This window comes from Perspicuibacillus lycopersici, assembly GCF_025660475.1.
Lineage (GTDB): Bacteria > Bacillota > Bacilli > Bacillales > Caldibacillaceae > Perspicuibacillus > Perspicuibacillus lycopersici.
Genome location: NZ_JAOUSF010000001.1, coordinates 701,455 through 723,919 on the forward strand (window position 1 = coordinate 701,455; position 22,465 = coordinate 723,919).

At 37.2% G+C, this 22,465-nt stretch carries 17 protein-coding genes; 3 read left to right on the plus strand and 14 right to left on the minus strand.

Going from position 1 to position 22,465, the window contains the following annotated elements; all coding sequences use genetic code 11:
• Window positions 1–87 precede the first annotated feature (87 nt).
• The 14 genes from OEV98_RS03365 to qoxA form a co-directional block, all read right to left on the minus strand.
• Entirely contained in the window at window positions 88–1,113 is a 1,026-nt protein-coding gene (locus tag OEV98_RS03365; RefSeq protein WP_263071786.1) for a LacI family DNA-binding transcriptional regulator, read from the minus strand.
• A gap of 342 nt (window positions 1,114–1,455) precedes the next feature.
• On the minus strand, window positions 1,456–1,893 hold the full coding sequence (locus OEV98_RS03370) for a CBS domain-containing protein (RefSeq protein WP_263071787.1): 438 nt from the start codon (window positions 1,891–1,893) through the stop codon (window positions 1,456–1,458).
• Window positions 1,894–1,977: 84 nt separating this feature from the next.
• Window positions 1,978–4,275 carry a glycoside hydrolase family 3 C-terminal domain-containing protein gene (locus OEV98_RS03375; protein WP_263071788.1) on the minus strand — a complete coding sequence of 766 codons (2,298 nt, stop codon included), beginning with the start codon at window positions 4,273–4,275 and terminating at the stop codon, window positions 1,978–1,980.
• A 150-nt stretch (window positions 4,276–4,425) separates the two neighbouring features.
• Window positions 4,426–5,244 carry an SPL family radical SAM protein gene (locus OEV98_RS03380; protein ID WP_407676486.1) on the minus strand — a complete coding sequence of 273 codons (819 nt, stop codon included), beginning with the start codon at window positions 5,242–5,244 and terminating at the stop codon, window positions 4,426–4,428.
• Between the two features lie 100 nt (window positions 5,245–5,344).
• Window positions 5,345–6,118, minus strand: a complete 774-nt coding sequence (locus OEV98_RS03385) for a TerC family protein (RefSeq protein ID WP_263071790.1) — start codon at window positions 6,116–6,118, stop codon at window positions 5,345–5,347.
• Window positions 6,119–6,493: 375 nt separating this feature from the next.
• On the minus strand, window positions 6,494–6,799 hold the full coding sequence (locus OEV98_RS03390; RefSeq protein WP_263071791.1) for a putative quinol monooxygenase: 306 nt from the start codon (window positions 6,797–6,799) through the stop codon (window positions 6,494–6,496).
• Between the two features lie 173 nt (window positions 6,800–6,972).
• Window positions 6,973–7,971 carry an HAAS signaling domain-containing protein gene (locus OEV98_RS03395; protein ID WP_263071792.1) on the minus strand — a complete coding sequence of 333 codons (999 nt, stop codon included), beginning with the start codon at window positions 7,969–7,971 and terminating at the stop codon, window positions 6,973–6,975.
• Window positions 7,958–8,305, minus strand: coding sequence for a PadR family transcriptional regulator (locus OEV98_RS03400; protein ID WP_263071793.1), 348 nt, complete (start codon window positions 8,303–8,305; stop codon window positions 7,958–7,960). The genes OEV98_RS03395 and OEV98_RS03400 overlap by 14 nt, the downstream gene beginning before the upstream one ends.
• Window positions 8,306–8,511: 206 nt before the next feature.
• Window positions 8,512–9,243: a hypothetical protein gene (locus OEV98_RS03405; protein ID WP_263071794.1), complete on the minus strand. Its 732-nt coding sequence runs from the start codon at window positions 9,241–9,243 to the stop codon at window positions 8,512–8,514.
• 157 nt (window positions 9,244–9,400) lie between these two features.
• Window positions 9,401–10,003 (minus strand): nucleoside/nucleotide kinase family protein, encoded by a 603-nt coding sequence (locus OEV98_RS03410; protein WP_263071795.1) that lies wholly within the window; start codon window positions 10,001–10,003, stop codon window positions 9,401–9,403.
• Between the two features lie 130 nt (window positions 10,004–10,133).
• On the minus strand, window positions 10,134–10,421 hold the full coding sequence (gene qoxD, locus OEV98_RS03415) for a cytochrome aa3 quinol oxidase subunit IV (protein WP_263071796.1): 288 nt from the start codon (window positions 10,419–10,421) through the stop codon (window positions 10,134–10,136).
• Window positions 10,418–11,020: a cytochrome aa3 quinol oxidase subunit III gene (gene qoxC / locus OEV98_RS03420; protein WP_263071797.1), complete on the minus strand. Its 603-nt coding sequence runs from the start codon at window positions 11,018–11,020 to the stop codon at window positions 10,418–10,420. Before qoxC ends, qoxD begins: the two co-directional genes overlap by 4 nt.
• A complete protein-coding gene (qoxB, locus tag OEV98_RS03425; protein WP_263071798.1) occupies window positions 11,017–12,966 on the minus strand; it encodes a cytochrome aa3 quinol oxidase subunit I in 1,950 nt (649 codons plus the stop codon). The genes qoxC and qoxB overlap by 4 nt, the downstream gene beginning before the upstream one ends.
• Window positions 12,967–13,039: 73 nt before the next feature.
• Complete coding sequence (gene qoxA / locus OEV98_RS03430; protein WP_263071954.1) at window positions 13,040–13,960, minus strand: cytochrome aa3 quinol oxidase subunit II; 921 nt, start codon at window positions 13,958–13,960, stop codon at window positions 13,040–13,042.
• Window positions 13,961–14,289: 329 nt separating this feature from the next.
• On the opposite strand from qoxA, the gene OEV98_RS03435 reads away from it, so the two are divergent.
• The 3 genes from OEV98_RS03435 to OEV98_RS03445 all read left to right on the plus strand — a co-directional run bounded on the left by OEV98_RS03435 (window position 14,290) and on the right by OEV98_RS03445 (window position 22,366).
• The gene (locus OEV98_RS03435; RefSeq protein WP_263071799.1) at window positions 14,290–14,739 is read left to right on the plus strand and encodes an SRPBCC family protein; all 450 of its coding nucleotides are present in this window, start codon (window positions 14,290–14,292) and stop codon (window positions 14,737–14,739) included.
• Window positions 14,740–15,184: 445 nt separating this feature from the next.
• Window positions 15,185–16,360, plus strand: coding sequence for a DUF4317 domain-containing protein (locus tag OEV98_RS03440; protein ID WP_263071800.1), 1,176 nt, complete (start codon window positions 15,185–15,187; stop codon window positions 16,358–16,360).
• Between the two features lie 261 nt (window positions 16,361–16,621).
• On the plus strand, window positions 16,622–22,366 hold the full coding sequence (locus OEV98_RS03445) for a lamin tail domain-containing protein (RefSeq protein WP_263071801.1): 5,745 nt from the start codon (window positions 16,622–16,624) through the stop codon (window positions 22,364–22,366).
• The last annotated feature ends 99 nt before the right edge of the window (window positions 22,367–22,465 follow it).

The window sequence follows — 22,465 nt, forward strand, 5'->3', positions numbered from 1 at the left end:
AAAGTAACCGCTTACAATTAATAAAATATAGTACTCTATTAAACTATTTCATTACCACCCCCTTAAAGTGGAATTGACAGCCATTCTTTAGCTATTCTCCACGAGATTACACACGGTATCCCGAATTATTAATTCCGTTTCAATCGTAATGGGATCTGCACGATAATATGGATCCTCCATTAGTTTTATTAATTCTTTTGCTGCCATTTCTCCCATTGCTTCTTTCTTTTGAGAAACAGTTGTTAAGCTTGGGGTTACATACGATAATAAGCTAATATTATCAAACCCAATGATGGAAATATCCTTCCCCACCGCTAGTCCTTTCTCTTTAATCGCTCGCATTGCACCTAGTGCCATCATATCTCCTGCACAAAATATTGCAGTTAACGATGGATCACTGTCAAGTAGCTTCCGAGTCGATAGCAGACCACCTTGGTCGGAAAAGTCACTGCGAGCAATCCATTCCTTTTTTAAAGAAAGTCCATGTTTCTCCATCGCCCGTAGGTAGCCAACCAATCTATCCTCACCTGGCTTTGTTGCAAAAAAATCAGTGATACAAGCAATCTTTTTATGCCCTTTGGAAATGAAATACTCGACAGCACTTGCTGCTCCGCCAATATTATCCGAGCAGATGTAATTCGCTCGTGGGCCACATAAGTCTAAATCAATGGAAATACATGGGATATTACTTGCAATAATTGCATCTAAGTTTTTATCGGTTCTTGGAATACCCATTAAAAATAATCCGTCAACATTTCGATGTCTTGCACGTGCTTCGAATGTTTCCACATGATTATCTGGATGATTATTGGTGAAAAAAATTAAATCATAGCCATGTGCACCAATCACATCTTTAAAACTGGCTAATATATCCTGTAGGAAAGGATGGCGAAACCCTGAATTTAAATGGTCTTCAAAAAAAACACCTACTGTTTTAGATTTCTTAGTTGCTAATCCTCTAGCAATCGAATTTGGATAATATCCTAATTCCTCTGTAATTTGTTTAACCTTTTCTATTGTTTTTTTTCCGACTCCGGGTCGTCCGTTAAGAACTTTTGATACAGTTGAAGCCGAAACACCTGCCTTTTTTGCGATATCGTATATCGTGAGCATTTTCCTTCCCCTTTACAAAAACATGCAAAAACAATAAAGAAAGCGCTTTCGTTAACTTTATTAAACAACATAGTTTTTCGTTTGTAAAGTACTTTTCTAATAATTTTTAATATACTGATGTTTGTAATTAAAATTCATATACTAATAAAATATTATCAGTGAAATTCACTGCCCACTTTCTCTTTAAATGCTATTTACAAATAATTTTATGTGAAAATATTTCTAAACAACTTCAAAGAAATTGGAATGCATTTTTTTAATAACGGGACTTATTACACATAAAAAAGACCAAACCACAGGGATTCGGCCTTCCTTTATTTTACTATTCACACATAAAAAGACTTATTGCTGTGGAGAAGAAGGCGAGGATATATCCTGTAATGCTTCTCCTGCCTCATTTGCATAAATATTTTCTGTTGCTAGGTCGCCGAGAGCAACCATTCCAACGATATGTCCATTCTCCACTACTGGTAAGCGGCGGATTTGCTGTTGTGCCATTATATTCGCAGCTTCATGTACATCCATATCTGGTGTTCCTTGAACAATTTGTTGAGATGTCATCACTTCAGACACCGGTGTGTGTGGATTTTCCCCTTGTGCAGTCGTACGAAGGGTAATATCCCGATCGGTTACAATCCCAACCATTTGTCCGCTATTATTTACAACTGGAATTGCACCGATATTATGTTGGCTCATAAGTGCTGCACATTCTTGAACCGATTGTGATTCTTTTACTGTTATAACATCATCTGTCATAATTTCACGTAAATTCTGTGCCATAAAAAATACCTCCAAACATATTTTAATCCTTCATAGGATGATATACATTTGGGATATTATTACTGGTAAATTTTAACTAACCGTTTATGCAAATTCATTAACCAAATAATGATTTAATTGTTCGATAAGTCCGGAAAGCATTTCCTCTGTGAATGCCCCCTGACTAAAGTTTACTAATGCGCGGAGAGGCATATATTTCATCATCGCTGCCATCATTTCCGAATGCTCTCCATCCGATTCAGGCATGCTTAATGCTGCATTTCCTTCCTGCATTTTTGTTAATAATTGCTGTGCAATTGGTGCTAATATAGGATCGGACAATAAGTCTCCAATCGTTGTGTTTCGATGGACAGGTTGCTTTATCAACACAGTGGAGGTAATGGATACTTTCTCCTTAAGCACAATATCTCGAGAAGATTTCCCAACTAATATTTCAAAATCTCCCGCCTCAACATGCCAATCATTCCATTCTACATGGAAGTAAGCAAATGCCCGTTTATCCAAATGGAATTCAACCGTTTTTTCCTCTTCTGGCTGAAGTTCCACCTTCACAAATCCTTTTAACTCTTTATCCGGTCGGATAACACTACTTTCTAAATCCTTGACATAAAGCTGGACAACTTCTTTACCTGCTACATCTCCAATATTTTTCACCTTCACAGTAACGGTAAGAATATCTGTATCCTTTAGTTCCTTCTGACTTACGGTAAGGTCGCTATAGGCAAAGCTTGTATAGCTCAGTCCAAAGCCAAATGGAAATAGTGGTGCAATTTTTTTCGTATCATAATAACGATAACCAACGAAAATACCTTCCTTGTATTCCACTTTATCTCTTTCCCCTGGAAAATTTAAGAAGGACGGGTTGTCACTAAGCTGCTTCGGAAATGTTTCTGCTATTTTTCCACTCGGATTGACAGTACCAAATAATACGTCACAAATGGCTCCCCCTAGTGCTTGCCCACCTAAATAAGCTTCTAACAATCCTTTCACTTTATCAATCCATGGCATTTCAATTGGTGCACCGTTACTTAATACGACTACAATATTTCTGTTAACCTTTGCCACTTCTTCAATTAACTTGACGTGATTAACAGGCATCTGTAAATGTTTACGATCATACCCTTCCGACTCATAACGATCAGGTAATCCTACGAATAACACCACTTTATCTGCTGAACTAGCGACTTCTTTAGCTTCGCTTATTAAATCTTCCTCTATTTCATCATGTTCAATAGCATAACCTTTTGCATACAATATAGTTGCATTTTTACCAGCAGATGTTTCCATTTCCACTAAAATATTATCCAGCTTTGTCGGATTAATATGTGAGCTTCCACCACCTTGGTATCTTGGTGTTTTCGCAAATGCACCGATTACTGCAATCGTCCCTTCCTTTTTGAGTGGTAGGATCTGTTCTTCATTTTTTAATAACACCATACTTTCACTAGCAACATCTCTCGCAAGCTGGTGATGCTGTTCCTTGTCATAACTAGCAGATGTTTTTTTATTATCTACTGCTTGAAAAATCACCCGTAATAATCTTTCAACAGCTTGATCTAATAATGTTTCTGACAGCTTGCCACTACGAACAGCTTCTACAATTTTTCTATCTCCAAGCCCATGACTTGAAGGCATTTCCAGCTCTAGACCTGCATTTAAGGCATCTACACGTTCATTAACAGCTCCCCAGTCCGATACAACAAACCCTTCAAATCCCCATTCATCACGTAAAATGTCGGTTAATAAGTATTCATTTTCTGATGCATACGAACCATTCACTTTATTATAGGCAGCCATAACAGTCCACGGATGTGCTTTTTTCACCGCTCCTTCAAAACTTGCAAGATAAATTTCCCGCAATGATCGTTCATCCACTATCGCATCAATCGACATTCTACGATGTTCTTGATTATTGACAGCAAAATGCTTCAGCGATGTTCCAACTCCTTGACTTTGTACACCGTTTATATGACTTGCTGCAATTTCTGCGGAAAGAAATGGATCCTCTGAAAAATATTCAAAATTTCTTCCGCAAAGTGGGGAACGCTTTATATTGGCACCCGGACCTAATAATACACCGACATTCTCTGCCTGACACTCCTCGCCTAATGCAACTCCAACCTGGTAAATTAATTCCCGATTCCACGTACTTGCTAACCCAACAGCAGAAGGAAAGCAAGTTGCCGGAACACTGTCATTAATCCCTAAAGGATCCACTCCTTCCTCCTGTTTCCGAAGTCCATGTGGTCCATCCGTCACCATAATTGATGGAATTCCTAAACGTTCAATCGCCTTCGTATGCCAAAAATCAAGACCTGAACATAGACTAGCCTTTTCTTCTAATGTCATTTGTGAAATCAATTTCTCTAAATCTCTTTTCATAACCGTTCCCCCTTATAAATAAAAGAATGTAAACGCTATCTTAAAATCTATTATATTACAAAATATTAATAATTATTGTGTTATTTTATAAAAAATAGAAGATTTGTAGCAATTTTGTGTTTATAAGCTAAAGATTCGTCTACAAGCTTGTCAAAATGGAAGAAAACCTTCTTTGCTGATAAAGATCTGTTCCGGTGAAAAGGAGTTTTTCAACTGTTCAATAGCAAATAGGTGTGCATTTTCTCCATACCAATTCGCTAATTGGTCTTCTTCATATAAAGATTTAATATTTAATCTCTCCGTTCTTTTTCCATTACTACCGTCCCCTGTAAAAAAATCATCTACAACGATTCGATTCACTAATTGAGAGATGGTTTCTGGGAACCTTTCAGAAAAAGGTAAAATCGGAGCAATTGCTACTTGCACTGGTAAATGATGCTCACGAAGCTTTCGAATCGCCTTTAATCTAGCAGCAATCGGCGGTGTTTTTGGAGAAAATCTCTTCCGAACGGATTCGTTATCCGTTTCCACCGTCATGCTAATGCGTAGCCTATCTTTCAGTTGAACTAGTAAATCAATATCTCTGGTGATAATCGGACTTCTCGTTTGAATAAATAGAAAATCTGGTGGCGTAGCAACCATTCCTTCTAGTAAAGATCTTGTTATTTTTTCTTGATATTCAATTGGCTGATACGGATCCGTACTTGAAGACATAAATATTGTAACTTCTTTCCCTCGTTTCTTAAAATTATGTATTTCGGTTTTAATTTTCTCCTTTACTTCTTGTTTTACATCCACCCATGTTCCCCATTCCTGGTTTCGAAACAATCCAATTGGGCTTTGCCGTACATAACAATAGGAACAGGCAAAGGAGCAACCTACATAAGGATTTAATGAATGTGTGTATTCCTTTAAAAAGCCACCTGTTGGGGTTAATATTCGTTTCGGTAGTTTATAGGAAATGTTCATATTATCCATTTAAAACTGCGCTTCCTTTCTTAAACACAAAGATTTCTTTGGATAAATGAAGTGGCATCTACAAGTGTAAATGCCACTATCTTAGCATCTGCTAGTTTGAATTTTTGTTTTGTTTTTTATTACTTGGTGCAAACCAACCAATAAGTGCAATAGCAACTAACACACCATAAAAGATTAATGTCCACAAAGTACTATGTGGAAAATCATGATCGAGAACACCAATATCTTCATGGGCAAGGGTAATGATTGCCAGCTTAACACCGACCCAGGCAACAATTGCGTAAGCGGTTGTTTCTAATGCCGGGCGTTTTTCCAATAGTTTAACAAACCAGGTTGCAGCAAATTTAATCAAGACAAGACCTGCAATCCCTCCAAGGAGCACAACAATGAATTGCCCACCATCCATTCCACCGAAATTTCTGAGCGGAGAATCAGGAAGACCAAGTGCAAGAGCAACTGCAGCAAGAATCGAATCAATCGCAAAGGCAAGGTCTGCTAGCGCAATCTTGCCAACAGTAGGAGCAAAGCCTTTTCCCGCTGATTCCTTTGCCTCCTCCTGATGAATTTTCTCATTTGCTTTTCCGAATCGTGCTTGTATGACATGCTTTAATCCAAGGTAAAGGAGATAGGCTGCACCAATTGCTTGTATTTGCCAAACGTTTGCAATGAAAGAAATTCCAAAAAGTGCAAGAAATCGGAACGCAAAGGCTAAAATGATACCATAATTAATTGCTTTTTTCTTCTCATCCTCCGGTAAATGCTTTGCAATAACTGCTAATACAAGAGCATTATCAGCTGATAATAAGCCTTCTAAGCCAATTAAAACTAACAATGCCCAAGCATACTCGAGCCATAGTGAGTCCATCCACTTTTCTCCTTTCGAAAATAAAAATGTCAAAATAACCTTCCATTAGGTTTCCCAATAAAAACATTGGTAATCAGTAAATTTGTTCCCTATTTCTTGTTGTACCGTGGCGAAATAAAGATCATCCACTAGCGAAAATTTAATTCCAATAAAAAGATTCCCACGAAATATATGTGGATGTTGTTGACCAACAATTAGTGCGATAGAATGGATTTGACTATTGTTGGTCAAAAAATATTCGAACGATGCTTATTTTATGATGGATAAAAATCAAAATTCCGTTACAGTTCACAGGTAAAACGGGGCAAAAAAAAGATGCTATTCCTATATACGAATGGCATCTGTAATTTGGATTCACTTTTTCTAAAAATTTCTTTACACTCCTTTTCCAGCACAACTTTGAAAAGTAGCAATTCTCTCCATTCCGGTAATAATTGGCCTTGCTCGTTGAATCATTTCTTGCGTACTATCAAGAGCTAATGATGCTTGATGGGCATCTTGATTGCTCCATACTTCATACACAAATACTGCATTTTCATCCTCATCCGATCGATTTACCAAATATAACTCACACGCTTCGATATTTTGTAAGGACTCCGCTGCTTTTAATAAAATTTTTTCAAAAGTATCCCGTTCCCCTTCTTTGACGGTAAACTTACCAAACAAACCAAATTTACTCATCCACTTTCCTCCCTATCGTCAATGTTTATTATTTCTAGGTTTACTTCTACTTTTTAGCTTCCATCTCCTTCCCCAAGCTAAAATTTTCATTTTCTAACGACCAAGACGAATCCTTTAAATAAAAAAATGCCTACATCTTTTATGATTAATAGGCATTCCTACACAAATTACGATTAACTTTTTTTTGCTTTACGAAACCCATCATAGACACTGATTGCGGCAGACACAATAAAACCGATAATTCCAATGCACACAATCCATGCCTTTACTTTGCCAGCGGTTATATGAAATAGATCCATTAAATACGTAATAAAATCTGAATTGATTACATTTGGATTCAATACTATGAGAAGAAATACAATAGTTGCAAATACTTGAAGTAATGTATTCGCAATTGCGATTCTATTCGTCCATTGTCCTTTGATTAATTTATAAAGAGACAATGCAATTTCACTACCGATAACGATAACAACCAATATCCAATAATGTAGTAAAACTTCTTGGTTTAAAGCAGGAATCACAAACTCTAATCGTTCTCCATTACCTTCATATACACCAACTAGCTGATTAGCATAAAAATATAACGTTGCCCATATTGCAGTCCACAGTAATGCACCAAACACTTCAAACTTAGTGATTGCTTTATTCTTTGGAATATATGAAATATGTTTTAAATCATCCGGTGTCCATTTTTTCAAGCTTGCTGTTAATGGTTGCTGTTCTTTTCCATTGTCCATTCTTTCAATAAGTGCAAATACTGCCGTTAACCAAAAGAATACTTGGATTGCCATTTCAAATAATCTCCATATTCCGATGCCTATTATATCTAATACAACAGGAAGAACCGCCTTTTCACCACTATATCCAATCATATATTCGGCAATTAAAGAGATAAGTGACACAATGATTGCAATGGGAAAAATCATTTTTAAAAGCGTGACATAAATATCATAGTAGCGAGGTCCAATTAAATGCATTGGGCGATCACGATAACCGTTAGCTAAAGCAACAGGACTTCCTAATTTTTCAAGTACTTTTTTCACGTCCGCTTCTTGATAATTATCCGGTAGCATATCAGCTATTGTAGATCTTAGCTCTAGTGCGATATCTTCACGAATTTTTTCCGGTAATCTACGAGTAACCTCCTGAATATAAATCTCAATTAATTCCATCCTCATTCTCCCCCTTTAGTAACCGATAAAGCTCCTTAGAATTTTTCATCCATTCCTCTTTCAGCTGCAAAAAAATTTCCTTCCCATAATCACTTAAAACATAGTACTTGCGCGGTCTACTCTCCGATGTATCCCAGCTACTTAACACAAGCTCCTGTTTTTCCAATCTGCGAAGCAATGGGTATAACGTACTTTGATCAATGGCAATACCAGATGCCTCTAAAAGCTGAACAAGCGAGTAGCCATATTGAGGAGTCTGCAGTTGACTTAACACAGCTAATGTTAACGTTCCTCTCCGAAGCTCCGTAATTAAGGAATTCAATAAATTACTCATCAACTCACCTTTCCTTACTATATGTCATACAGTATTCTTTATATACTATGCATCATACACTATTGGTGTATCAAAATCAATAAAAATAAATAATTCCGAAAACAAATTAATTTAGATATTCAAGTACAAAAAAATCACAAATTAGCAATTGACAGCTAGCTTGTGATTTCTTTCGTACTTATTGTTCTATTTAGAAAAAAGTTCAATCAACTAAAATAATTCATTAACGGGGTTTTTCTGTCATCTTTTATCCACTGGTGATAGCGATTAAATACTAATTTTATATTGTGGTTTGCCCAAACCTCTACGATATGCTTGACAGAAAGATAGCTTCGCCAATAATCAAACATAATGCTCGATAAGCTTCCTTTATAGGAGCTTTCCCCGAAATCTTCCAGTGAATGATGACCATATTTCTCCTTGAAAACCTCCACTAACACTGTTTCAATCTCCGTAATTTCTTGAAATTCCTTTTCATTTAGTAGTAATTTTCTTGGCAAATAAAAGCACATACCTTCCTCAAACCAAATACTATTCTCTCGCTCGTCGTCAAACTCATCCATGAACAAATCCGAATGGTGGGTGAGCTCATGTGCCAATATAACAAACAGATGATTTTCGGAAAAGTTTTCATAGAAGTTTTGGATATTTGGTAGATCCTTTCCGTCCAATTGCTTAATGAGAAGTTTTCTCCAAGTATGGATATCTGGTGACATATAAATTAAGTTTTTATTAGTGAAGGCTGGTATCGGTAGCTCCGAAAATACAGTAGTTGCCAATTCTTCCGTTGTCCATACTACCCCTTTTGGTAAATCGACTAATGCATAATCCTTTTCCAGCGTATTTTGATAGTCCTTCAGTTTCCTATCAAAGCTTTGAATGACCTTTTGAAATTTTTCATACTCTTCTTTCGTTTCAAATGCATAGATTTGCTTCATTGTTTTCTCTCCTCTCTAGTAAAAAGCTAGTTTTTACTAGTCTAACATATTGATATTGCCGACGAAACGAGCAAATGGACGGAATACCGTTTATAGTTTAGGAGATGATAAACGGATGGTTTACATCATTATTATTTATTACAATATCCGCATTATCCTATGGGGCATGTTCGTCTAAATAAAATTTGGATGCTGGGTGGTATCGATTTAGAAACATTTTTTCTGCTTTTTCATAGCTTCCAAAAGCAGCCGTCTCTCGCTTTGCACCTCTGACTCTTGCGACAGCAAATTCTGTCTGAACAAAAATTTTCAAGTCAAATAGTTTAATTAATTCCTTTTTAAAAAGAAATGTCCCATCAATAATAAAAATGGAATCATTTTTCGCTTGGATTGGATCTAGTAAAACATATTCGTCCTTTTCTAAATCAAAGGATATCGTTTGATAGTGAAAGTTACCTGTTGGACCTAATGGTAGTAAAAGTTTTTCCTTAAATGACTGATAGTCATGGGCATCCTCATAGTATCCTCTTGCCGATTCCTTTCCTTTTCGATATCGTAATGAACGCGGGTTATGAAACTGGTCGATACTAGCCCGCACCACATGATTGTTTTGCATTTGCAGTTCTACTGCTAATTCATTAGCAAATGTAGTCTTTCCAGATGCTGTTATCCCACTTACGCCAACTCTGATCGGATGTGATAGCTTTAAATTCAACTGTAAAATTCGATTGGCAACTTCCGTGATAAGCTGCTTACGCATCGGCTTCTGCTCCCTTCTCTTTCGCAATGATATTATCTTCTACTTTTTCTTATGATTTCCCTCCTTGTAAACAGAAAAAGGAAACCTTTAATTGGTTTCCAAATCATGTATCTTCGATTCCATTTGTTCTTTAATAATTCCAGCCCCAGATCATACACAATAATGTCCCAAAGATCGTCACTAATGCAATGATAATAGCATAATAAATTGTCGTGAAAACCGATTTACTATCCTCTATTTCTCGGGCATGCATAAAGACAACGAGCTGTACGGCTGCTTGAATAAATGCCGTTAACGTTAAAATGGTTAGCCCAACTGCTCGAGACATATTGAAGTAGTAAACCAATAATGCCACACCTGTCAAAATTAATGAAAAAACAAAGCCCCCTACTTGTTTGGCAGGGAATAATTCCTTCATAACTGTGTCAGTCCTTTCATATAAATAAAGGTAAAGATAAAGATCCAAACAACATCTAAGAAATGCCAATAAAGGGAGAAAATAAATGATTTATTGGCTGTTACAGGTGTTATGCCGCGTTTTCTCACTTGTAAAATAATAAATAATCCCCAGAATAACCCTAAACTAACATGTGCACCATGTGTCCCTAATGTAGTAAATAAAATCGATGTAAATGCACTTGTTTGTAATGTTGCACCTTCCTCATAATACGTAATAAACTCAGTTATCTCAAAAGCTAAAAAACCGATGCCTAACAGCAATGTAAGGATAAAGAAAGCTTGCATCGCTTTTTTATTACCAAGACGCATCGCATGAATCCCAAGACCAATCACAAAGCTGCTAGTTAAAAGCAAGAACGTTTCCATTAGAACAGGTGTAATTTCAAAAATTTCGGCTCCTATCGGTCCATCCGATGTTCGATTGACTAAAGTAAAATAGCAAGTAAAAAGTGTACCAAATAGCATAATTTCGGCTCCTAGAAAAATCCAGAAACCTAAAATATTCAGGCGATTTTGCTCCGTACTGTATTCAAGAGGTTGTGAGTGATCCACTTTCATTTATGCGTCCCTCCATATTTTGCTTCCGTTTCTTTAATCTCCTCAACAGAAATATAGCGACCATGATCTTGTTCAAAGGAACGATGTGCCATACAAATAAAGACACCTATTAATCCACATATCGCTAAATACCACATACTGAATACGAGCCCAAAACCAAGAGCAAAGAAGAATAAAGACATAAGGAACGGAACCCCGCTATTATTTGGCATATGGATTTTTTCGTAATCCCCTTTAAATAATGGATGCCCCTTATACTTTGCATCCCAAAAGGCTTCCCTAGAGTTGACCTGTGGGATAATCGCAAAATTATACTCTGGAACTGGTGTATGTGTTGCCCATTCCAAATTTCGTGCATCCCAAGGATCGGACACTGCTTCCTTCTTCGCATTACGTATACTGTAGTAAATCATATAAACAATTAAGACGAAGCTAATGGCCATACATACTGCGCCAATAGTTGCCACCATATTCCACGGTCCAAATCCTGTATCCTCTGAATAGGTATACATTCTCCGTGCTTGTCCATCTAAGCCTGTAATATACATTGGGAAGAATGCTAAACAAAAACCAATCACTAAAAACCAAAATGCCAGCTTTCCGATTTTTTCATTTAATACAAAACCAAACATTTTTGGCCAATAGTAGGTTGATGCTCCAAGTACCGCAAATACGACACCCGGTATAATAACATTATGAAAATGTGCAACTAAAAACATTGTGTTATGGTATTGATAATCGGCAGCAGACATTGCTAGCATTACCCCTGTTACTCCTCCTATCGTAAATAATGGGATAAACGCTAAGCAATAAAGCATTGGTACGGTAAAGCGAATCCTCCCTCGCCACATGGTGAACAACCAGTTAAATATTTTTATTCCCGTCGGTATTGCAATAATCATCGTAGTAATCGAGAAAATACTATTCACATAGGCAGTTTGTCCCATCGTAAAGAAATGGTGGGTCCATACTAAAAAGGAATAGAAAGAGATTAATACCATAGAAGCAACCATGGATGTATAGCCATAAATATTTCTTCTCGAGAAGGTTGGAATAATTTCACTGAATAAACCGAACGCTGGTAAAATTAATATATATACTTCGGGATGTCCCCATACCCAGAAAAGGTTCGCCCATAACATATCCATTCCACCATCGGTTATCGTGAAAAATTTCGTTGCAAATAATCGGTCCATCGTTCCCATCAAAAGTGCGATTGTTAATACAGGAAAAGCAAAGATGATAATAATACATGTCGTAAGGCTCGCCCATGTGAACATTGGCATCCTCATCAGCGTCATTCCTGGTGCACGCATTTTTAATATGGTAGTAAGAAAATTTATCCCTGTCATCAACGTGCCAATTCCAGCAATTTGAATACTAATCATATAATAGTTTGTTCCTACATGTGGACTAAATTCATTCCCTGCAAGTGGAAAATACGAGGACCATCCTGCATCAGGGGAACCTCCAATTACAAACGATAGATTGAAAAGCATTGCCCCCATAAAGAACAACCAAAAACTGACCGCATTAAGTCTCGGGAATGCAACATCTCGAGCACCAATTTGTAATGGAACTACAAAGTTCATCAACCCCATAATGTAAGGCATTGCCATAAAGAGAACCATGATGACACCATGAGTAGAAAAAACTTCATTATAGTGCTGGGAATCTAATAGTTTATTGTCCGGTACGGCAAGCTGTGCACGCATCATTAGCGCATCGACTCCACCACGGAATAGCATTAGTAACGCAGATATTAAATACATTATCCCAATTTTTTTATGATCAACAGTTGTTATCCAGCCATCCCATAAGTAAATCCATTTTTTAAAATAGGTAATACCCGCAATTATCAAGAAAACCGTAACAGCAATTGCAATCATGGATGCGTATATGGCTGGACTAGGATGTGGTACGGCAAATCTAGAGAAATAACCCATGCTTTTATTTCCTTTCTATTCTTAGTTTTTCTTTCTTCCATATAGAAATAAATTAAAACGACAACTCTATTTTTTAACTAGTACTCGTATCATGTTCATGCACATCATGCTCTTGATTACCATTCGTATCTGCTTTTGGACCATCTTTTCCGTGATTATGTCCAGCATGCTCTCCTTCTGGAGCTGGTGAGAACGGTAAATGGGTTCCAGTAAATGTCAATTGACCTAAATGACCAGGTTTTAATAATTGCTGAAATTTCTCCTCGGTCAATGGCTCCGCAGTTTCCTTAACCTCTGTTACCCAATCATCAAAATCATCCTGTGACATTGCTTCGACATAGAAGGAATTTTCAGCAAACCCTACACCACTAAAGTTTGCATTTCTTCCCATCATCTCCCCTGCCTCATCAGCAGCTAGATGTAATGTCGTTACCATGTCACTCATGGCATATTTTTGACCTCCTAATTGGGGAATCCAAAAGCTTGTAATCGGCCCAAAAGAGTATAGCTTAAATTCGAGGGGACGATTCGTTGGAATATACAAGTAATTCACAGTTTCGATGTTTTCTTCTGGGTAACTAAAATGCCACTTCCAATTCGACGAGGACGCATAAACAATCAATGGATCTTGCCCTTTATACGCTTGCGGTGTCGCCTCTACTTTATTGTTAGTAATTATCGTTACTACAGAAAAAAACGCAACAATTAATATCGGCACAATAACAATAATCGTCTCTACTACACGATTTCCTTCAATATAAGGTGGTTCATAATCCTTTGGTAGTTTCGAATCTCTGTATTTCACTAATACAAAAACTAATATTGCGCAAACAACTACTACAATAACTGACATAATGCCAATCGATAGCCAAATCACATTTGCTTGTGTTTGCGCTTGTGGTCCCTTCGGATCAAGAACTGCTATTTTATCGCAGCCAATAAGCACGAAAGCTATAAGAAAATGAACAACGAATAATGCCCATTTTGTTTTCATCAATTCCTAGTCCTCTCTTTTTCATATTTTATTTCTAACTTGTCCTAAAAAAGGAAAGATATGCGTCAACGAATATGTATTCGTCGTCCAAAAGTGCTATCTAATAATACAAGAAAGTTTGAATTCATGAGGATTTTCAGGACATAACATCATTCTTCGATACGGTCCAATTCGAACGGCTATATGACTTCCTAAACTTACCTATTTTCTCTTTGCTAATTTTCGGAATCAGGAAAGGAAATACGACATATACATGGTTTATTGGAATCATTATTCCATTTGAAGTAGTGGCATCCATTAATAACATGGAAAGTGAGGTACTACCAATTATGCCTTTATTGGTACACAGTATAGATTTAGATTTTCCTATAAAAACAATTTGGAAATGGATTAACTCAAATTTTCATTGTTTAACTGTTATTCCTGGTTACATTCATCATGAGGTAATTTCGGATCAGCAATTCGTCCTTTCCGTCCAGGCAAAGTTTGGAATGTGGAAGCGTAATGTCAAGGTTCACTCGCACATTATTCAACGAAACGAACCGAATTACCTACAATTTGACTTTGCAAGCGAGTCTAATCACATTCAAGGTAAAGGAGAATTAAGAGCAAAGCAATTACAACCGAAGCGCACGCGAGTCACCCTTTCACTTGAATTTTCAGGACAGGGTGCAGTTGGCCAAATTATGAATACATTGCTAAAAAACTTTGACCCCACACAAGAAATCACCCCAGAACTAGCAGATGCAATATCCAAAAATATTAAAGAGGTTGGCTAAAAATTATATAGTATGTATCTATAGTAAAATAGCTCGCAGACTGAATATACTCTAAGCATCCATTCGGACCAGCGGTGAGGCTAGCTGCGGATTGCCTTCATTTTGTAGGTAGCTAAACAACCGCCACCGTGTATTTGGTCTGCTCAGCGGTTCATTCCAAGTTCTTTATCCTATAAAATCAACTATCCTTTAAAGGTAAAAAACGGGTGTTCATTTTTATAGAAAAATGACACTCGTTTTTATTATTGTAATAAGATTATGACTCCTATGCCTTTTTAGCTAGAATGGACACTAAAAATCCTCCAATGGACTCAAAACAGCTTAAAAATGCAATCAGTTCAAGCATTTTTCATTTCTCTTCCGCTACATTTCTCGCTTCCGTTTATTAGTCAAGTATTACAAAATTATTTTCAACAATGTATAATCAAAATGGGAGTTGAAACTAGTGAATAAAAAAGATATCGCAAATATTCGAAAGCAATTTAAATTAGACAATTATCGAATGAAAATACAAGATATTTTCAATGTATATGTAAAAAAAGAAACAGGTGAAATTTACCAACATATTAGTCAACCGTTCTATATGCTAGAAAAGGAAGCCCAGGAATTATTTTTAGTGAACTTTAAAAAAGTATTAACCGGTTCCCTTGATTCCAAGCTATTTGAGTTAAAATTTCGCCATAATGTAGAGTATAGTACCCAAACTATTCTTTATGAAGGATTGCATATGGAGGATACCGAGGACTGGAATGAACAAATGCTGCAAATTGTCGAGAAAATGTTTGCACAGACTGTTTATGAATTCGATACGGTTGTAACCTTTATTCGGGCAGAGTATCGCAAGCCGACAAGGAAACGTAGCCTTGACACCGAGGAGGGTGGAGATGATGAAACATATGCCAGCCCCCTTATTTTATGTAGTTTAAATAAAATAGATCAGCCGAAAAAAACGCTATTATTCGATTTTATCGAGCGAACATTTAAAGCCAATAATGTCGTAGATCCGATTATAAATTTAGCTGCCCCATTAACAGGCTTTCTATTTCCTGCCTTTAATGATAATGCAGCAGATGTAAATCATATTCTTTATTTTTCCGGAAAAGCTAATCAACCAGACTTCCAATTTATTGAAGAAGTCCTTAATTGCGAGGAAATCATTACTGCACAAGAGGATAAAGACATTTTTGATCATATTTTAAAAGAAGTAATCGGTGACAAAGTGGATTCGGACGTCATCTCCAATGTGTACGGTGAATTGGATCGAATGATTTCGGTCAGTGCAGAGAGTGAAGATGAGGAAGATAAAGAAGTGGAACCACCAATGCTAGATTCCCATGACATCGAGCAGCTTCTAACTGCAAGTGGTGTCGAGGATGTGCGTATTGAACAAGTGGAACACGCAATGAAATCGGTATTAATTGATGAAAAACACGAATTTAAGGCAAATAATTTAGTTCCAAAAACGATTAAAATTGATACGAAAGTAGCAAAGCTTACCCTTAGCCCAAAAGATTTGAAGCATGTCAAATACATTATGTTTCAGGGAAAGCGATGCCTTGTCTTGGAAATTGATGAAGATGTAGAAGTAGAAGGATTAAAGCTAGAAACGAAAACATTATAAGTAAACAAATCCAACGAAAAACGATTGAGTAAAATGTGTAGGAATACATGCGTATCGAAACCATCAAATGATGACTGTTAATCATCATTTGATGGTTTTTATTTCATTCGAAATCATTTGGGTAAAACCTCCCCATCATTCTTCTATTTGTAATATTCTTAATATATCTATCAAAAAATTAACATTCTTCTTAAATGAATTTAATAGTTCCCTATTAAACTTTTAATTGAAACAATTTTTATTAAATTCAAGGAGGAAAGTATGCGAAGAAAAGTGAGAAAGAAACTCAAAAAAGGAATGATCGTTCTATTACTACTAGCTCTATTCGTTTCTAATGTTAATCTTATCGGTCCCCCGAAAAGGATTTTAGCAGCAGAAGCCGACGGCACATCTGAAAATGTCGAAACCGTCATCACCTCCCCTATGCATGTAGAGGATGGCAAACCGACTGATATGAAAGCGGAAGATGAATCGAATCCAGATCCATCTACTAGCACTCGACAGTCTAGTGATGCTACTAGAGAAGAACAGCAAACAGAATACATAGAGCAAGCAGCAACTAAAACAACTGGAAATGTACCACCAATTTTAATTACAGAAATCATGCCGAATAATGCTGGCAGTGATGATTACGAGTATTTTGAGGTTTACAATAATTCCAATCAACCGATTGTATTAGATCATTATACATTTGCCCTACGTTATACAGATGGCAGTGGCAATGAAGATGTGAAAATGAATTTTGCTCCAGTCACCTTAGAGCCAGAGGAAACGATCATATTTTGGAATAATTTATCCAATAAAGCATTAGCAGATTTCAATTCACACTACCAATTGAATTTATCTGCAGAAAATGTTGTCGAATACAGCGGTGCACCTGGATTCTATAATAGCGGAAATCGTGCAGTTGTAATTAAAGACCGCTTAGGAAATGACGTTGTTTGGGCAAATTATTTGCTTGAGGATATTGGCAATGGACTTTCCGTGCATTATCAATTCCCAGAAGTAGGCATCGAAATGGATAAGTTTGCACAGCAAGTACAGCCAACTCCAGGTACATTGGTGGCTGGACAGGCCCCAGAACAAGTAGTAAATGTCCCGGATAACCAAGCACCGGAAATCAATCATACACCGATTGAACAAGCAATCGCGTTAGAGGATTTAGTTATTCCTGCGGAAATTAATGATGATCAACAAAATGCACGAGCATTTCTTTACTATCAAGTAAATCCAAATACCGCTTTCGAAAAAATAGAAATGGAAACCTCTGATAATCATTATTTTCAAGCGGTCATTGCAAAAGAATTGTTATCACAGGCGTCTATTAGCTATTACATCGAAGCTACCGACCAGAATCATCGCGTCAACTTTGCAAAAGATATTCCAGTTCAAGTACCGATTACTGGTTTAGAGGATATCGATTTTAATCAATTACCACCACTAATGATTTCGGAAATTTCGCCTAATTCCAATGGTAGTGGCACCGATTACTTTGAATATTTCGAGCTCTATAATAATACCGATCAACCAATCACTTTAACGAACTATTCGTTCCAATACTTATATACGGATTCAGGGGAAGAAAGAATATTCCAAGTCCCTCCTACTACCATTGAATCACAGGAGACAATTGTGTTCTGGTTTAATAACGGAAATAAAACAGTCGAACAATTCAATCAAAATTTTGGCACGAACTTGACAGAAGAACAAATCATTCCATTTACAGAAGGTTTTCCTGGTTTTGCAAACGGTGGTAATCGTGCGATTGTCATCCGTGATAATACAGGTACATCTGTCATTTCTGCAGCTTATTTTGCTAACGAAACTGATAATACTGGTGCAGTTGTGGAATATAAATATCCTTTAGCAGGAACAGAAATGGTCACACATCGCATTTTGGCTAATCCCACGCCTGGAACTATTGAGGAAGAACAGGTTCCGGCCACTCCTGTTCATGTACCAGAAGTGCCAGTTGATACAGAGCCACCAGTAATTACACATTCTGCCATTATTGAAGGAGAAATATTAACACCAATTCAAGTGACAGCTACTGTAACCGATAATAGTGCAATACCAATTGTTACACTTTATTACAAAGAAGAAAATGAAGATAATTTTTCCTCTGTATCTATGCGTAATAGCACTACTGATGCTGATGCATCTACGTACATAGGAGAAATTCCAGCTACAAGTGTCGTATCTTCCATGGTTTATTATATTGAGGCTACCGATGGATTCCAATCGGTACAAACAGCTGCATATACGATACATGTAGAGCAGCCAAATATAAATTACAATCAACTTCCAGAATTTCTTGTAACAGAGGTTGTACCAGACACAACGAATGTCGGTACTGCAGATGGCTATGAGTTTATCGAAATCTATAATAATACGAATGAACCAATGAATTTCAAAGATTATAAGCTTTATTACCGTTATGGAACCGATGCTGGAACAGATGTCGTTTGGCCAGCGATTCCAGAGGAAGTGATAATTCCAGCTGGGGAAACGCTTGTTTTCTGGATCATAAACGATCAAAACCGTGAGTTAACCGTTGCGGATTTCAATGCCCATTACGACTCACAATTAGTAGAGAATGAAAATATTGTCCGCATCTATAGTGGCGGAATGGCAAATGGAAGTATGCGTGGACTTGTTGTCGCAACCAATACTCATAAAGAGGTGTCAGTTGCTTACTATTTCGATGAGCCAAATGTTGATGACACTATGCCAGATAAAGGGATTCTCTATCGCTTCCCTACAAACAAATCAACACAATCAACGAAAATCGCCATAATGGATGCAACTCCAGGAATCGTAAAACCCTTCCAAGTGCCAGCCCAACCGGTGCAGCATGAAGAGGATTCCGTTCCACCTTCCATTGAAAATTTAACAGATGTTACAGAACTTGATCAAAAAGATGATATTCCGATAGTTATCAATGCCACCGATGACAAAGTCGTAAAGTCTGTACGCTTATTTTATAAGATTAATAATCAATCAGAATATCAGGAAGCTATTCTTCAGGAAGATTACGATGATATGCTCTATCATCATACAATCTACTCTCCTGATCTCATTGGGAATCAATATGTAGATTATTATTTTGAAGTTTCCGATGGTCAAAATGAAGTAATAAGTGATACATATCGAGTGACCATTACAAGTGACTTAGACCAATCGAGCTTACGCTTAAATGTTGCAGATGGCGAAATATTAAATGGAACAGCCGTCCTAAAAGGAACTTCTGAAACAGATAATCCTGAAGATGTCACACTCTTTATTGACGGAACAGAAGTAACCGATGATTTATACCACTCTGTTGAGCGAACAGCCTATTTCGCTTTTGAGGTAAATGGATTGAATACGTACTTCCAAAATGCTGTAACAATGGGCGATGACATCCTTTACTTGATGGATGATGACTGGTTAACACAATGGAAAACGTTCAGTATTCCGATTGAATCCGATCGCTTAACTGCCAACACAACGATAACGGTTCGTTCCGGAAACAAGGCATCTCCATTTGATTTAGATTCACCTGAGAACCGTGACGATTATGATTTACGAAATGTCCGACTCGTACTTGCCGACGGAACGGTCTTGAAGGATCCAAATTTTAGTGATGCTTCACAGATTTTAAAAATGAATGATGCAAATCCATTTGTTGACTTTCATTTTTCGATTACTGAGGAACATACTCGTTCCAAAACATATGATTGGGACACAACTGTAATTGCAGATGGTGAACATGAAATTAAAACAACAGATAATGACGAAGAAAAAATTGCGCGAATCTTGATAGACAATACAGCACCAGTTATTCAAACAACAATTATGGATAATAAGGAATACAAAGGTGCGTTTACCATTGATGCAGAGGTAACAGATGCGATTGCAGGAGTGGGGGACGTTCAAGTGACCTTAGATGATAAAGCAATCACACTACCATTTGAAACTGCATCATCTAAGCTACTTCCTGGTGAGCATATGCTAACAATTGTCGCTATTGATAAAGTAGGAAACAACCAGGAAATCACAAAGCGTTTCTCCGTAGTAAATGAAAACCCATTAAAACCAGTGCTTGTGGCACCCAATCCAGTAGCAGGTACTCCAATTGCAGGAGATCCTAGACTTCAAGTCCGTGTGACCGATCCAACAGGAGATGAACTAGATGTTACATTCTATCAAGGGTTTCAATATGATCCAAGTCAAATCGACCACATTTCAGGCTATAAAAATGCTTCCGATACAGAACCACCGCAAACAATGGTACCGGAAGGCGAACAAGCTTTCAATGATGAGGATCTTTCTCTCGTATCGGACATGGATGGAAACTATCTTGTAACAGATTCCGATACACAGTTCCCATATCACCGTTTTGATGTAACAATTGATCGCTCGGTTGATGAAAATGATATTGTTGAGCTTGTTTGGAACGGAAATTCTTTAGAGGGTAGGAAAGTATCCATGTATGCATGGAATCATACAACACAGGATTGGACGTTAATTGATTCGGACGTAGCAGGAACAGTAGACTTTGAACTAAAAGGAAATGTTGCTGTGCGTGATTTTGTCAAAGATGCAAAGGTCAATGTATTAATCCAGGATGAAATTCCTAGTACACCGGATGACTACGATTATACTTTTGTATGGATGTCCGATACCCAATATTATGCAGAAAGTTATCCATATATTTTTGATAGACAAACAGAATGGATTGCAGAAATGCAAGAGGAAATGAAAATTAAATATGTATTCCATACCGGGGATTTAGTAAATGTTTCTACCGAGGAATATCAATGGGAATATGCAGATGAGTATATGAAAGTTTTAGACGATGAAAACATCCCCTATGGCGTTTTAGCTGGTAATCATGATGTAAATCAAGTAAACAATGATTATACGGATTATTACCGATATTTCGGTGCGGATCGCTTTGAAAATAAACCATACTATGGTGGTTCCTACGAAAACAATCGCGGTCATTATGATCTTATTTCCGCTGGTGGGAATGACTATATCATGGTATACCTTGGTTGGGGTGTAACTGACGAAGGCATTCAATGGATGAACGATGTGTTAGCAGCTTATCCAGATCGTAAGGCAATTTTAAGCTTCCATGAATACTTGCAAGCATCTGGAACGAGACATCCTCTCGGGGAAAAACTTTATAATGAAGTAGTGGTACCAAATAAAAATGTCATTGCAGTTTTAAGCGGACATTATCACGAAGCACAAACCCTTGTCAATGAAATTGATGACAATGGGGATGGTACAGTGGATCGTAAAGTATATCAAATGCTAGCCGATTATCAAGCAGGACCTGAAGGTGGGCAAGGATATATGCGATTGCTGCATTTCGATCAAGAAAATAATAGAATACTAGTGAATACGTATTCTCCTTATCTTGATGATTATAACTATTATGATGGAGAGGCATATCCAGGAAAAGATGAATTCGTTATTAACTTGGATTTATCTGCAGTGAAAAAACGTGTAGCCACCGACTATTTCTCTGTCAATGTGTATACCGATAGCGAAATTGGCAAAGACGAAAAGATACAAAGTGGAGAAATAGCTGAAACCGTTTGGCCAGGTCTTGAAAATGACGTGACATACTCGTGGTACGCTGTTGCAGAGGATAAATACACTGGACGAACAGTCTCCAATATTTGGACATTTGTAAAAGGGGAAGATATTGCGCCACCGTCAACAACTGATCCAGCTGATGAGAATGACCCGGAACCATCTGATCCAGCGAATCCAGAATCGCCACCTGTTGATGAGGGGCCAGGAAATGGGCAACCAAGTAATCAAGAGGATACCGGACAATCAAAAGAGGAAATAAATCTGGACCAACGGGATAAAGACCAAGAACCAGAAAAGAACTTACCAAATACAGCAAACAATTTTTATAACCTACTATTCACTGGTTCTATCATCCTTTTACTTACAGCTAAACTTTTCATCTATCAGAAGCGCAGAAATCGGAAGTTATCATAATTAAAACAATTACCTGCCCCTCTTCATTTGGGGCAGGTTATGTTTATTGGTAAATATAAAAAAAAGAAGTTAACATCGTATTCATTCTACTAAAGGATT

What these genes read in the sequence shown, in the direction of transcription:
- OEV98_RS03365 (WP_263071786.1), bottom strand. Translation starts at nt 1,113, where the DNA reads ATGCTCACGATATACGATATCGCAAAAAAGGCAGGTGTTTCGGCTTCA.
- OEV98_RS03370 (WP_263071787.1), bottom strand. Translation starts at nt 1,893, where the DNA reads ATGGCACAGAATTTACGTGAAATTATGACAGATGATGTTATAACAGTA.
- OEV98_RS03375 (WP_263071788.1), bottom strand. Translation starts at nt 4,275, where the DNA reads ATGAAAAGAGATTTAGAGAAATTGATTTCACAAATGACATTAGAAGAA.
- OEV98_RS03380 (WP_407676486.1), bottom strand. Translation starts at nt 5,244, where the DNA reads ATGAACATTTCCTATAAACTACCGAAACGAATATTAACCCCAACAGGT.
- OEV98_RS03385 (WP_263071790.1), bottom strand. Translation starts at nt 6,118, where the DNA reads ATGGACTCACTATGGCTCGAGTATGCTTGGGCATTGTTAGTTTTAATT.
- OEV98_RS03390 (WP_263071791.1), bottom strand. Translation starts at nt 6,799, where the DNA reads ATGAGTAAATTTGGTTTGTTTGGTAAGTTTACCGTCAAAGAAGGGGAA.
- OEV98_RS03395 (WP_263071792.1), bottom strand. Translation starts at nt 7,971, where the DNA reads ATGGAATTAATTGAGATTTATATTCAGGAGGTTACTCGTAGATTACCG.
- OEV98_RS03400 (WP_263071793.1), bottom strand. Translation starts at nt 8,305, where the DNA reads ATGAGTAATTTATTGAATTCCTTAATTACGGAGCTTCGGAGAGGAACG.
- OEV98_RS03405 (WP_263071794.1), bottom strand. Translation starts at nt 9,243, where the DNA reads ATGAAGCAAATCTATGCATTTGAAACGAAAGAAGAGTATGAAAAATTT.
- OEV98_RS03410 (WP_263071795.1), bottom strand. Translation starts at nt 10,003, where the DNA reads ATGCGTAAGCAGCTTATCACGGAAGTTGCCAATCGAATTTTACAGTTG.
- qoxD (WP_263071796.1), bottom strand. Translation starts at nt 10,421, where the DNA reads ATGAAGGAATTATTCCCTGCCAAACAAGTAGGGGGCTTTGTTTTTTCA.
- qoxC (WP_263071797.1), bottom strand. Translation starts at nt 11,020, where the DNA reads ATGAAAGTGGATCACTCACAACCTCTTGAATACAGTACGGAGCAAAAT.
- qoxB (WP_263071798.1), bottom strand. Translation starts at nt 12,966, where the DNA reads ATGGGTTATTTCTCTAGATTTGCCGTACCACATCCTAGTCCAGCCATA.
- qoxA (WP_263071954.1), bottom strand. Translation starts at nt 13,960, where the DNA reads ATGAAAACAAAATGGGCATTATTCGTTGTTCATTTTCTTATAGCTTTC.
- OEV98_RS03435 (WP_263071799.1), top strand. Translation starts at nt 14,290, where the DNA reads ATGCCTTTATTGGTACACAGTATAGATTTAGATTTTCCTATAAAAACA.
- OEV98_RS03445 (WP_263071801.1), top strand. Translation starts at nt 16,622, where the DNA reads ATGCGAAGAAAAGTGAGAAAGAAACTCAAAAAAGGAATGATCGTTCTA.